The sequence below is a fragment of the Reyranella sp. genome (assembly GCF_044224635.1).
GTDB lineage: Bacteria > Pseudomonadota > Alphaproteobacteria > Reyranellales > Reyranellaceae > Reyranella.
On sequence record NZ_JBGAKA010000002.1, the window covers coordinates 38954 to 51942 of the forward strand.

At 66.6% G+C, this 12989-nt stretch carries 12 protein-coding genes; 10 read left to right on the forward strand and 2 right to left on the reverse strand.

Translation table 11 applies throughout. From position 1 onward, the window contains the following. Positions 1 to 419: 419 nt before the first annotated feature. Positions 420 to 872 (forward strand): RHS repeat-associated core domain-containing protein, encoded by a 453-nt coding sequence (locus ACILR9_RS01970; RefSeq protein WP_395708503.1) that lies wholly within the window; start codon positions 420 to 422, stop codon positions 870 to 872. Positions 873 to 1045: 173 nt separating this feature from the next. Continuing rightward, positions 1046 to 1660: a hypothetical protein gene (locus tag ACILR9_RS01975; protein ID WP_395708206.1), complete on the forward strand. Its 615-nt coding sequence runs from the start codon at positions 1046 to 1048 to the stop codon at positions 1658 to 1660. A gap of 606 nt (positions 1661 to 2266) precedes the next feature. Here ACILR9_RS01975 and ACILR9_RS01980 read toward each other — a convergent pair. Further along, entirely contained in the window at positions 2267 to 3538 is a 1272-nt protein-coding gene (locus tag ACILR9_RS01980) for an SGNH/GDSL hydrolase family protein (protein WP_395708207.1), read from the reverse strand. A 132-nt stretch (positions 3539 to 3670) separates the two neighbouring features. On the opposite strand from ACILR9_RS01980, the gene ACILR9_RS01985 reads away from it, so the two are divergent. The 4 genes from ACILR9_RS01985 to ACILR9_RS02000 all read left to right on the forward strand — a co-directional run bounded on the left by ACILR9_RS01985 (position 3671) and on the right by ACILR9_RS02000 (position 6272). Further along, positions 3671 to 3910, forward strand: coding sequence for a type II toxin-antitoxin system VapB family antitoxin (locus ACILR9_RS01985; protein WP_395708208.1), 240 nt, complete (start codon positions 3671 to 3673; stop codon positions 3908 to 3910). Then, positions 3910 to 4323 (forward strand): type II toxin-antitoxin system VapC family toxin, encoded by a 414-nt coding sequence (locus ACILR9_RS01990; protein WP_395708209.1) that lies wholly within the window; start codon positions 3910 to 3912, stop codon positions 4321 to 4323. The genes ACILR9_RS01985 and ACILR9_RS01990 overlap by 1 nt, the downstream gene beginning before the upstream one ends. Positions 4324 to 4334: 11 nt before the next feature. Next, positions 4335 to 4763 carry a hypothetical protein gene (locus ACILR9_RS01995; protein WP_395708210.1) on the forward strand — a complete coding sequence of 143 codons (429 nt, stop codon included), beginning with the start codon at positions 4335 to 4337 and terminating at the stop codon, positions 4761 to 4763. Positions 4764 to 5012: 249 nt separating this feature from the next. After that, entirely contained in the window at positions 5013 to 6272 is a 1260-nt protein-coding gene (locus ACILR9_RS02000) for an MFS transporter (RefSeq protein WP_395708211.1), read from the forward strand. Positions 6273 to 6516: 244 nt separating this feature from the next. Here ACILR9_RS02000 and ACILR9_RS02005 read toward each other — a convergent pair whose 3' ends face one another. Then, positions 6517 to 7374, reverse strand: a complete 858-nt coding sequence (locus ACILR9_RS02005; protein ID WP_395708212.1) for an oxaloacetate decarboxylase — start codon at positions 7372 to 7374, stop codon at positions 6517 to 6519. 350 nt (positions 7375 to 7724) lie between these two features. Between ACILR9_RS02005 and ACILR9_RS02010 the strand changes: the two genes are divergently transcribed. From ACILR9_RS02010 to ACILR9_RS02025, 4 genes are all read left to right on the forward strand, one after another. Next, positions 7725 to 9098 carry an MFS transporter gene (locus ACILR9_RS02010; protein ID WP_395708213.1) on the forward strand — a complete coding sequence of 458 codons (1374 nt, stop codon included), beginning with the start codon at positions 7725 to 7727 and terminating at the stop codon, positions 9096 to 9098. A 25-nt stretch (positions 9099 to 9123) separates the two neighbouring features. Continuing rightward, complete coding sequence (locus tag ACILR9_RS02015) at positions 9124 to 10317, forward strand: acyl-CoA dehydrogenase family protein (protein WP_395708504.1); 1194 nt, start codon at positions 9124 to 9126, stop codon at positions 10315 to 10317. A 43-nt stretch (positions 10318 to 10360) separates the two neighbouring features. Further along, positions 10361 to 10783, forward strand: coding sequence for a VOC family protein (locus ACILR9_RS02020; protein ID WP_395708214.1), 423 nt, complete (start codon positions 10361 to 10363; stop codon positions 10781 to 10783). A gap of 188 nt (positions 10784 to 10971) precedes the next feature. After that, complete coding sequence (locus tag ACILR9_RS02025; RefSeq protein WP_395708215.1) at positions 10972 to 12855, forward strand: alpha/beta hydrolase domain-containing protein; 1884 nt, start codon at positions 10972 to 10974, stop codon at positions 12853 to 12855. Positions 12856 to 12989: the final 134 nt, after the last annotated feature.

Below are 12989 nucleotides of genomic sequence, written 5' to 3' on the forward strand. Positions count from 1 at the left end.
AAGCCATCGACGGCCATGCTCGAGCAGACCTGGACCGCCGACGGAAAGCTCGCCAGCGTCATCGACGCCAACGGCAACACCACGACCTACCACTACGACCCGTTCAACCGTTTGGACCTCACGACCTGGCCCGGCGGCAACACCGAGACCGCGACCTACGACCAGGCCGACAACGTCGTGCAGCGCACGTCGCGCGCCGGCGGCACCTTCACCCTGCTCTACGACACGCTCTACCGGGTGACCAGGAAGACCCCACCCTCGGGTCCGGTGGTCGACTATAGCTACGACCTCGCCGGCCGCCAGACCAGGGTCAGCGACAATAGCAATCCGATCGCCCTGGCCTTCCCGCCGGGCGGCAGCACCGTCACCTACACGACCACCTATACCTACGACGCCCTCAACCGCCCGACCGGCGCCACCTGGGACCCCGCCCCGGCGGCGACGGCGCCGGCCGCCGGTCCGCTGGTCAGCATCGGCCACAGCTACGACAAAGCGCCGCCGCCGCGAGCCCGTTCGGCTACACCGGCCAGCGCCTCGATCCCGAGGCCGGCGGCCTCTACTACTACCGGGCACGACACTATTCGCCGGTGCTCGGCCGGTTCCTGCAGGCCGACCCGGTCGGCTACAAGGCGGGCTACAACCTCTACGCCTACGTCAGGAACGACCCGCTCAACGCCACCGATCCCACCGGCCTGGCGGCTGGACTGAGCACCACGCTCTCGTCATATTCTTACTGGTCAGGGTCTGCACTGAGCACGACGGCATCGTCATACTCATATTTGCCTGGACCATTTTCTGTCTACAACAACATTACGGAAGCCGGGAGCCGGTACACCAACATTCAAACAAACGTGGGCACTCAAGAGTTTTAATCAAATCTAGTCGCGAGCGGTTACGATCTATCTTCCCGACCCAATGGAGTAACAGTCTTGGACAATGGATCATCGATATATACTCTCTATACAAGAACCAGCACGCAATTTTATGGCGCACAATTCTTCGGAGAAGGCGGAGACAGCATAAAATTTTCTCTCGGGGGCCCATAGTGGCAAAAAGCAACGGAACTTCAGCATGTGAAAATACAATGGTCCGAGCGTTCGAGAATGCATTGATTAGCATAGATTTGGCGAAGTCGTTGCCGGCCCAAGTCTATCGTGGGGCGTGGTCCAGTTTTCTCTTCTTTGATGCCGATCGGATCCTCGCCCCCGAGTTCGTTGAAGTGGTGCATGAGCTTCTCAAAGCGGAGACCGCCAAATCGTGTTGTCTTGTTAATATAACAAGAACTTCTGCTTTTGAGTACAAAAACGCTGCAATGATACAGTTCGATGACACCATTTCTCCTGCTTCGTACGCGGCTTTATTGCGAGAAGACAATGAGGGCCTGGGCTGGATATATACTAAGGATCGTTACAGCTGTGCATCGGACAAGGGCCGATGGTGCATCTACAGCGAGACCCAAAATGACGTGGCTATCATCGGACTGCGCAATCGAGACGAAACCTTAAATCCCGGCCTGAAAAAATTACACGCACAGACGATCGATATTATCACTGACAGAGCAACTGGAATATTTCCCTATTTCGCTCTTACAGAGGAGTGGCGAAGGGGCTTGTTCCAGCACTATCGAAGCGGAACCGAGGGAAGCGAAGCGAAGTTGTGACACCATGCACGGCCGACAGGTCCGAGAGCCCTGCAGCGCCCGCCGGCTGCTGAGCATCGGCCACAGCTACGACAAGATCAACCGCAGGATCGGCCAGATCGTCGACGACAGATTAGGTGCCAAGAGCGGCCTAGCAGCCGCATTGGCCGAGACGGTGACCGACGATTCGATCGATGAACTCATCGTCCTTGCAAAGGATCGGTCACACGGCAGCAGCCGATTATTGCTGTTGAGAGGGCTGCGCAGATCGAGGGCGCCGGCAGCAAAGAAAGCACTCGAGGAGCTGGCGTCTGATCCCGAGCTATCGAAGGAAATTGCTTCGTGGAGGAGAGTGAGGAGAACTCCCACAACACGAAACTCCGGCTGCTGCAGGCCGAGCAGAGAGTCGGCGGCACGGTGCTGCGCACCGCCCGCTCGACCTGGACGCCGACCGGCAAGCTCGCCAGCGCGACAGACGCCAACGGCAACGCCACGCGACAGTGCGCTCATTCGATCAGGGTGAATGGATATCGATCATCGAGCGAAACACCGCGACATCCGCCTGGCCACCTCGACCGGTCGACGCTCGATGCGGCGCGAGCGCCCAGGCGTCCCTCGACGCCGCCGCTACCTGCAGGCCCGTCCGACGGCCGGGGCGATAAGCCGTGCGAACAGCCGCGAGCCCGAGGGAAGGAAATGGCCGTTGTCGCGGAAGTCGGCCGGCTTGAAGGCGGCGGCCGGGACGTCGATGTAGACGTCGCCCAGCGCGTCGGCGGCGGCGCGCAGCCGGTCGAGCAGGTGGCTGAGCTGGGGCAGGACATCCCTGTTGCGGAGGAGCGGGAGCCAGCCGTCGATCGCGTCGTCGGCATAGTGCGCCTCGTTCAGGACCTGGCCGATCCAGAGGGTCGTGATGCCGCGCGAGCGGTTGATGGCGGAGATCGCCCGGACGTTGCGCAGGAAGACTTCCTCGAAGGCTGGATCGGGACCTGCTCGTCCATCGCCGACCGGCTGGACGGGTTGGCGCACGGTATCGATCCATGTGCTGGCCATTCGCATCAGGAGGGTCAGCGTCGGCGAGACCAAAGCCGCGGTGCTGCCGATGCGCCTCACCTGGAGGCCGTCGACCTGGGACGGCAGATGGAAGTCCGCATAGCCCGGGTCGAGGCCGCTCAGGTGGGCATTGCGCAGGTCGTTCCAGCCCACGTAGTAGAGCGCGCAGCGGGGCTCCACCCCGAAGCGCGTCTGATAGAACGCCGTCTGGATGAGGTGCTCGACCGTGGTGTAGCCGGGCACGCCGTGATTGATGACGGCGAAGCGATCGCTGCCGAGCTTCCTCTCGAGCCGGCTCGCCCAGGTCTCGTCGTCGCTGACGCTGATGCCGTAGGTCGTCGACCCGCCGAAGGTCGCGATCACGGCTCGGCCGGCCAGCTCCGTCCGGGAATAGTTGCGGCCACGGGTGCCTTCGCGGCTGTGCCCGATGCGCAGGTGGACGACCTTGCGCTGGATCGACGGGATGGGAACCGCCTGGAGAAGCGGGTGCCATTGAAAGCGCGGCGGATCGTCGTAGCGGCCCGGCAGCAGAGCGCTGTAGGCCAGCTCGGCCTTGCTCAACCACAAGGATCCGATGCCGAGGCACAGATCGACCGTTGCAAGCCCCAGCGCGATCACGGCGAGACGCGGCCGGCGCACCAGGATCGCACCCAATGCCGCGAGACCGGCCAGGTAGAGGAAATAGCTCCAGCGCGGCGAGCCCCATCCCAGCTCGTCGGTCGCCACGAAGAGGACGATCGAGATCGCGGTCAGCAGAGCCAGCACCGCCGCGACCAGCAGCACCAGCAGGCGTTCAGGATGTCGAAGGCGGCGCGCCGGAGCGATATCGGGCTGGTGCGAGCGATGCATGCGGTCCTTGGCGCGGGCTCATGGTGCGGATGGTTCCCGTCAGTTCACGATAGCATGGTTCCGAACAGAACGGTTGCGAGATATCCAGATATCCAATATCGTCTATCTGGATAGATAGACTGGATGTGGTCAATGGCCTTTCATGTTCGAGATGCCGAAACGGATGCGCTGGTTCGCGAGCTCGCCGCGAAGCACAAGATCGGATTGACCGAGGCCGTCAGAATGGCGGTCCGCAACGAGTTGCAACGTGAACAGGAAGCGGTTCCGCTCAAAGTGCGGATCGCCGCCCTGCGCGCCGAAGTGTTGAAGCGCCCCGCGACCGGCCTGGAAGCCGACAAGGCGTTTTTCGATGATCTGTCGGGTGAACCCTGATGTTCGTAGATTCGTCGGCGATGGTCGCGATGCTGACCGAGGAGTCGGATGGCGACGCGTTGGCCGAGTGCCTTGCGGCTGCATCCGACCGGCACACGTCCGCCGTCGCCGTCTTCGAGACAGTCGCGGCCGTGGCACGCAAACGATCGTTCAGCATCGACGAGGCGCGCGTCATCGTCGCACGATTTCTCGATACGTCCAGGATTGTCCTGACGCCCATCGGAAAGGCCGAGCGTGAAGGCGCGCTGACGGCGTTCGAGCGCTTCGGCAAGGGCCGGCATCCCGCAGGATTGAACCTGGGTGACTGCTTTGCCTATGGCTGCGCCAAGGCGCTCGGCACAAGCTTGCTGTTCAAAGGGGACGATTTCCCGAGGACGGATATTCCAGCGGCGTTCCCCGGCGGACCGGCCTGAGGCATCGTCCCATGGACGATCGCAGCCATCGTGCCGACAGTCGCGCCCTGAAAGCGGACGATGGCGCGCGCGCCCTGAACGACGATCAGCGCTACGCGGTGGCGTGGCGCAGCCTGCGCGCGCGACGATGGGCCGTGGGGATCCTCGTCCTTGCCGGCCTGCCGGTCGTGATCGGCGCGCTCCGCCTGCTTCCCGAGGGTCCGGGCCAAGTCGCTGTCGCCGGCGGGTGGATGGCGTTGTTTGTCGCCTCGATGATCTGGATGGCCGCTTTCCGCTGTCCCTGCTGCGCGCGCTTCTTCTGGTGGACGTGGACGCGGCGCAACCCCTTCGCGCAGAAGTGCCTGCATTGCGGGACGCCTGCCGGGGCCACGCCCTCCGATGCATCGACCATGGCTGGCGCATCGGAGCCGCTGCCGGTTCGGCGTGCCTATCGCCTCTAACGCTGCAGGACCTCCTTCAACCGGCGCACTGTCTGCCATTCGAAGGACACCCCCTGAGCGCCACAGTCGGCGGAGGTTACTCCGCCTGAAGTGGCGCGCTCCCGGCGCATGACGCACTCCTTCGGCAAAGTTGAGTTAGCGCCACAGGAGTGGCGCGGTCCCAGCGCATGATTACCGCGCCTTGAACGCCGTTGCCCTGACCGCTAGGAGAGCTGCGGTCCGGAGGGCGGATCAATCGCGGGGGATCGGTTGCTGCGCCAGCGACTCGAGCACAGGCAGGTCTACGCCGGCGCGGTCGGCAACGTCCTCGAATGGTACGATTTCGCCGTCTACGGCTTCCTGGCGCCGCTGATCGGCAAGGTGTTCTTCCCCTCCGACGATCCCGTCGCCTCGCTGCTGGCGGCTTACGGCGCCATGGCCGCCGGCTATTTCTCGCGGCCGCTGGGCAGCGTTCTGTTCGGTCATCTCGGCGATCGCATCGGCCGCAAGCCCGCCCTGATCCTGTCGATGGCGATGATGGGCGGCGCCACCCTGGGCATCGCCGTGCTGCCGGGTCATGCCGAGCTGGGCGCCGGCGCGGCCGTGCTGCTGCTCCTGCTGCGCTGCCTGCAAGGCGTCTCGGTGGCCGGCGAGTACGGCACGTCGGCCATCCTGCTGGTCGAGCAGGCGCCGGCGAACCGGCGCGGCCTGGTCGGGGGCTGGGTGATGGCGGCGTGCAATCTCGGCTTCCTGCTGGGCTCGGGCGTCGGAGCCCTGGTCAGCAGCGTGCTCGGCGAGGCGGCGATGGCGGCATGGGGCTGGCGCATCCCGTTCTTCCTCGGCGCCGTCATCGCCGTGCACGTCCTGGCGATGCGCCGCAGCCTCGCGGAGTCGCCGCTGCCGGCCGAGCGCAAAGCGGCGCTGCCGGTGGTCGAGGCGTTGCGACACCACTATCGCGCGATCGGCCTGATCGTCTGCCTGGTGCTGCCGGTCGCCGTCACCTTCTACATGTGCTTCGTCTACGCCTCGTCCTACCTCGTCGAGCGGATGCACCTCTCGACCGCCCAGGCGCTCGACATCACGACGCTGGCGCTGGCGTTGCAGGTCGTCGTCGCCCCCTGGGCCGGCCATCTCGCCGACCGCTACGGAAGGCGGCCGCTGATGCTGCTCGTCACGGTCGCCGGCCTGATCACGACCTGGCCGCTGTGGTGGGCGATGCATCAGCCCGGCATCGCCCTCGTCGTCTTCGCCCAGATGAGCTTCGCCCTGATCAACGGCGTCGGCTGGTCGCTCACCATTCCGGTCATGGTCGAGCTGGTGCCGGCGCACGTGCGCGTCAGCGCCAGCGGCATCGCCTACAACCTCTGTCTCGGCCTGTTCGGCGGCACGGCGCCCTGGGTCGCGACCTACCTGGTGGCGCGCACCGCCGACGATTTCGCGCCAGCCTGGTACATGATGGCGGTAGCTCTGGTGGCCCTGCTGGCCGCGCTGCGCATGCCCGAGATGGCGGGACGGCCGTTGGAGCGGTGAGCCTCATGGCCGGGAGCCCGCCACTCCGATGGCGCTCTTCCTGCTGATCACGCATCCCATGAGCGCCACAGGAGTTTGCCACCGGCCTGCTGGCCGACCCCCGTGGATGAAACTCATGGCTGGGAGCGTGCCACTCCGATGGCGCGCCGTGGGGGGGTGATCCACAAGATGAGCGCCATCGGAGTGGCGCGCTCCCAGCGGAAGAGTCTGTTTCTTACGAGTGGCGCGCTCCCGGCCATGAGTCCTAGGAAAGAAAATCCTTCGTCCAGCGCGTGTAGTCGGCGTCGCGGGTGACGCGCTTCATCAGGTCGGCATCGGCGACGCCGGTGAGCTGGGCGGGCGGCGTGCCGTCGCGCAGCGCCTTCAGCGTGTCATGGATGGCCTTGACCGCGGCGGCGAACGGCTGGTGGCCCTGCAGGGCGATGCGCACGCGCCGCGCGGCGAGGTAGTCGCGGTCGGTGAGCTCGCCCGAGACGCCGCCCAGGATCAGCGGCAGGCGGGTCGCCGCCGCGAGCGCGTCGAGCTCGACGCGCGTCCTGACTCCGACGAAGAACAGCGCGTCGACGCCGGCCTGCTCGTAGGCCTGGCCGCGGGCGATCGCGTCGTCGAGCCCGCTGATGGCGACGGCGCTGGTGCGGCCGGCGATGCACAGCGCCGGATCCTGCCGGCCGGCCAGGGCCGCCTTCATCTTGCCGACGCCCTCGGCGATCGGAATCAGGCGCGGCTTGGCCGTGCCGAACGGCGTCGGCAGGTCGGTGTCCTCGAGGCTGAGGCCGCCGACGCCCGCGGTCTCGAGCTCCTCGACCGTGCGCCTGGCGTTCAGCGCATTGCCGTAGCCGTGATCGGCATCGACCATCAGGGGCAGGTTGCCGGCGCGGTTGATGCGATAGGCCTGGCCGGCGAACTCCGACAGCGTCAGCACGATCAGGTCGGGCGCGCCCAGCACGGCGAGCGACGCCGTCGAGCCCGCGAACATGCCGAGCTCGAAGCCGAGATCCTCGGCGATGCGGGCCGAGATCGGATCGAACACCGAGCCGGGATGGACGCAGCGCTCGCCGTCGAGGATCGCGCGGAAACGCCGGCGGCGGTCGGTCCAGTTCATGATGGTGGCTCCCCCTTTGCACTCTTCCTCCTCCCCAGCTCCGCTGGGGAGGTGCCCCGTCTTACGGGGCGGAGGGGTCATGAGTCTCACGACTCTCTTGCCATGACGTTCGCGAGACCCATGACCCCTCCGTCGGCGTAAGACGCCGACACCTCCCCAGCATAGCTGGGGAGGAGACGATTTTCGCTGACAGCACACCGGCAATGCAGCGCAGCATTTCGACGGGCAAACCCGCGACCGGCAAATTCTTGGCGCGTTGTCGAGCCGGGGCGTAGCCTTGCCGGCAGGAGCGGCATGAGTGTGCGTGGCATGCGTTCCCCAAAACAAATCAAGCGCACAGGGGAAATGCCATGTTCGAAATTCTCGACCGGCAGACCACGCTGACCGGCAACCAGAGGAAGATCGTCGCCGCCGCCATCATCGGCGACGCGCTCGAATTCTTCGACTATTTCCTGATCGGCTTCGTGCTCGCCTTCCTGATCGGGCCGTGGAAGCTCACCTTCAACCAGTTCGCGATCGTATTCCTGTCGTCGGGCATCGGCGCCCTGCTCGGCGCCTATGTGTGGGGCTGGATCGCCGACCGCATCGGGCGCCGGCCGGTGTTCATCGGCACGGTGCTGAACTTCTCGATCGCCACGGGCCTGCTCTACTTCACGCCGGACAATGGCTGGGTCTACCTCACCGTCATGCGCTTCTTCGTCGGCTTCGGCGTCGGCGGCCTCTATTGCGTCGACCTGCCGCTGGTGCAGGAGTTCATGCCGAGCCGCAAGCGCGGCTGGATCGGCGGGCTGGTGACCTGCGTGATCCCGCTGGGCGTCGGGCTGGGCGGCGTTCTGGGTGCCTTCATGGGCGCCAGCGAATGGCGGCTGCTGTTCGTGATCGGGCTGGCGCCGTCGCTGCTGGTGCTGCTGGTCCGCCTGTGGGTGCCGGAGTCGCCGCGCTGGCTGGTCCGCCAGGGACGCTACGAGGAGGCGCGCAAGTCGCTTGCCTGGGCGCTGCAGGTCGATCCCAAGACGCTGCCGCTGCCGGACGCCAGGACGCTGGGCGAGCCGGTCAAGACCAACTGGTTCGATCTGTTCAAGTATCCGCGCAGCCTCATCGTGTCCTGGGTGGGCAATGCCGGCGCGCAGACCGGCGCCTACGGGATCAGCCTGTGGGCGCCCACCCTGTTCGTGCTGATCCTCAAGGTGACGCCGCAGGAAGCCAGCAAGATGTTCATCCTGCTGACGGTGAGCGGCTTCATCGGCCGGTTGAGCTTCTCCTACCTGTCGGAGAAGATCGGCCGGCGAAACTGCGGTGGCCTGCTGGGCTTCGGCGCGGCCATCCTCATCATCCTGGCCGGCTACAACTACAACACCATGGTCTTCGGCGTGTCGGCGTTCTGGCTGATCCTGGCCGCCGCCATGTTCTTCGTCGACGGCGGCTTCGCCATCGTCGGCCCCTATGCGGCGGAGGTCTGGCCGTCGCACCTGCGCACCTCGGGCATGGGATCGGCCTACGGATTCGGCGGCATCGGCAAGATCATCGGGCCGCTCGGCCTCGCCATGATCGTGGGCTCGAGCAACTTCGTGAAGCCCGACGTGCCGCTGGACACGATCCCGCTGGCCTTCGTCTATCTCGGCGCTTGGTTCGCGCTGGCTGGAGTGGTCTATTATTTCATCGGCATCGAGACCAAGGGCAAGTCGATCGAGCAGATCGACAAGGAGCTGGCGGCCACCGCCTGACACCAGGAGGAGAGAGTTGGATACCGTGATCCCGTCTTCCGCCGACCTTGCCGGCGACCCGGCAATCGTCGCCCGCGCCGAGGCGCTGCGGCCTGCGGTCGAAGCCCTCTCCGACGAGGTCGAGGAGGGCCGGCGGCTGCCGCCGGCCCGCCTCGACAGGCTGCACGAGGCGCAACTGTTCCGCCTGCTGCTGCCGCGCTCGACCAACGGGATCGAGACCGATCCCGTCACCTTCTTCCGCTGCATCGAGACGATCGCGCGGGCCGACGCCAGCACCGCCTGGTGCCTGAGCCAGGCCGGCGGCTGCTCGATGTCCGCGGCCTATCTCGACCCGCCGGTGGCGCAGGCGATCTTCGGCGACGATCCGCGCGCCGTGCTGGCCTGGGGCCCCGGCCCGCGGGTCCGCGCGATCGCCTGCGAGGGCGGCTACAAGGTCACCGGCACGTGGGCCTTCACCTCGGGCGGCCGCCACGCCACCTGGCTGGGCGCGCATTGCCCGATCTGGCAGGCCGACGGCAGCACGCCCGAGCTCGACGGCGAGGGCCGCCAGATCGAGCGCACCTTCCTGGTGCCGAGCAGCGACGTCGACTGGACCGACATCTGGAACGTCGTCGGCCTGCGCGGCACGGCAAGCGACCAGTTCGCGCTCACCGACCATTTCGTGCCGGCGGCGCATTCGATCACCCGCGACTTCGAGCGCGAATGCCGCGAGGCCGGCCCGCTCTACCGCATGTCGGCGATGACCTGCTACGAGGTCGGCTTCTCCGGCGTGGCGCTGGGCATCGCCCGCGGCGCGCTCGACAGCTTCGTCGACGTGGCGAAGAACAAGATCCCGCGCGGCAAGAGGAGCCCGATCCGCGACAACGCCGTGGTGCAGACCAACCTCGCCCAGGCCGAGGTCGGCATCGGCTCGGCGCGCGCCTTCCTGCTGCAGACCGTGGCGACCATCTGGCGCGACATCTCGGCCGGCAGCAAGCTTTCGATGAAGCAGCGGCTCGCCATCCGCATGGCCTCGACCAACGCCATCCACCGGGCGCGCGAGGCGGTCGATTTCGCCTACAACGCCGCCGGCGCGACGGCGATCTTCGAGAGCCATCCGCTGGAGCGTCGCTTCCGCGACATCCACACGGTCACGCAGCAACTCCAGGGACGGCTGTCCCATTTCGAGACCGTCGGCGCCTGGATGATGGGCGCCGAGGCCGACCTCACCTTCGTCTGACGATTACCGACTTGTTTCCGTCCCTCGACTTAGGAGACCCGCCATGCCGCTTGGCGTCCTGCAGCACTACACCATCGAGCCCTCCGACCTGGAGCGCACCAAGGATTTCTATTGCGACGTTCTCGGGCTGGAGAACGGCGATCGCCCACCGCTCGGCTTCCCGGGCTACTGGCTCTATTCCGGCGGCGTTGCGACCGTGCACCTGCTGGGGCCGCGCGTGCCGCGCGAGGGCATCACGGTGCGGGGGACCGACAAGAAGTTCGACGACACCGGCCGCTTCGATCACATCGCCTTCGCCGCCACCGACCTCGCCGGGGTGCGCCAGCGCCTGCGGTCCAAGAGCGTCAAGTTCCGCGAGAATATCGTGCCGCGCACCGGCGCCGGCCAAATCTTCCTGCACGATCCCGACGGGGTCGGCGTCGAGCTGAACTTCCCGCCGGAAGAGGTTCAAAAAGCGCAGGCCTAGTCCGCGCCGAGGTCAGCCAAGAATTCTTGGCCGCAGATGAACACAGATCGAACGAGCTCGAAGCGAGGCTCACTCGACGGGCTCCCCGGTCGGGAGTCATGCCGAGCATCTGTGTTCATCTGTGGCTATTTCTTTCGGCGAAGCATATGCAGCGCATGCCATGTCGGTTTGAATCGGAGTCTCGCTAGATGCTTCTCTCCCTCGAGATCGAGCGCGTCGAGCCGCTGGCGGACGGCGCTTCCTTCGGCGCGGTCGGCGCCTACGAGCGCGTGATCGGCAAGGCCAGGGGCGAGGTCGATCCTGCCGCCCCCGGCAACAAGGGCATCGCCCTGATCGACAAGGCGCCGCGCAACGCCGCGGGCAAGGTCGAGTACGCCACCGACATCTTCATCCTGCGGCCGAAGGATCCGGCCAAGGGCAATGGGCGGATCCTCTACGAGGTCAACAACCGCGGCCGCAAGATGCTGTTCGGCAACATCGCCGACGGCCCGCAGGGCGTGAACGACCCCAAGACGATGGCGGACGTAGGCAACGGCTTTCCGCTGCGCCAGGGCTACACCATCGTGTGGTCGGGCTGGGACCCCGATGCGCCGCGCGCCAACATGGGGCTTGGCCTCACCGCGCCGGTCGCCACCGACAATGGCCAGCCGATCGTGCAGAAGGTGCGCGACGAGTTCGTCTCGGGCACGCGAGGCGGCGCGCTCGAAGCCTTCAAGCTGTCATACGAGGCGGCGAGCCTCGAGCAGCCACGGGCGCGGCTGACGGTGCGCGAGCGCGCCGGTGATGAGCCGCGCGAGCTGCCGCTGAACCAATGGTCGTTCGTCGATGCGCGCTCGATCAAGTTGCGCGACGGCAGCAAGCCCAAGCCGGGCTGGCTCTACGAATTCCATTACGAGGCCAGGAATCCCAAGGTGCAGGCCGTGGGCTTCGCGGCGACGCGCGACGTGGTGAGCTGGCTGCGCTACGATAAGGCGGCGACGGCGGTCACCGGCGGGCCGATCAGCCACGCGCTGGCGATCGGCTTCTCGCAGGCCGGCCGCTACCTGCGCAACCATATCTCCGAAGGCTTCAATCGCGACGAGCAGGGCCGCAAGGTCTTCGACGGCATCCATGCCCACATCGCCGGCGTCGGCCGCATCTTCTTCAACATGCCGTTCGGCCAGCCGGCGCGCACCGGCACGCAGCACGAGGATCACTTCTTCCCCGAGAACGAGTTCCCGTTCTCGACCGCGGCGCAGAGCGATCCGCTGACCGGCAAGGCGGGCTCGCTGTTCCGCGGCGACGGCAGCGATCCCAAGCTGATCGAGACCAACACCTCGACCGAGTACTGGCAGAAAGGAGCCTCGCTCCTGCACACCGATCCGCTCGGCACGGCGGACGTGGCGCTGCCGGACAATTCGCGAATCTACATGATCGCCGGGACCCAGCATGGCGGCCGTGCCGGGGCGACGACCGACGCCGGCCCCAACGTCAATCCGCGCAACCCGCACAATCCCATGCCGGCGGTGCGTGCCCTGCTGGTGGCGCTCGACGAGTGGGTGGTGTCGGGCAAGGCACCGCCGCCCAGCCGCGTGCCGACGCTCGGTGCCGGCACCCTGGTCGAGGCCGACAAGACCGGCTTTCCGGCTGTGCCGGGCGCCGCGGTGATCAGGGTCACCAACCAGGTGGCGCCGCCCGGCGACTGGGTGAGCCCGACACCGCCGGCCAAGGCCTATCGCACCCTGGTGTGCAAGGTCGACGCCGACGGCAACGAAGCGGCCGGCATCCGGCTGCCCGACATCGCGGTGCCGCTCGCCACCTACACCGGCTGGAACGAGTACAAGGCGCCCTATCCCGCCGGCGAGCTGGCCGACCGCGACGGCAGCTGCCTGCCCTTCGCCGTGGATGCCGCGGCGCGCCTGGCCGCCGGCGATCCGCGGCCGTCAATCGCCGAGCGCTACAGGAGCGGTGCCGACTACCAGGCCAAGGTCGAGGCGGTGGTGACGGCCCTTCTGGCCGACCGCCTGCTGCTCGCCGAGGATGCCGAGCGCTATCGCGAACGCGCGGCCAAGGAACCGCGGGTGGCGCCGTGAGGAAGAAACGCACTCTCATTCTCCTCCCCAGCTTTGCTGGTGAGGTGCCCCGTCATACGGGGCGGAGGGGTCATGAGCCTCAGTCGCGCTGCTCATGACCCCTCCGTCGCCGAGGACGGCGACACCTCCCCAGC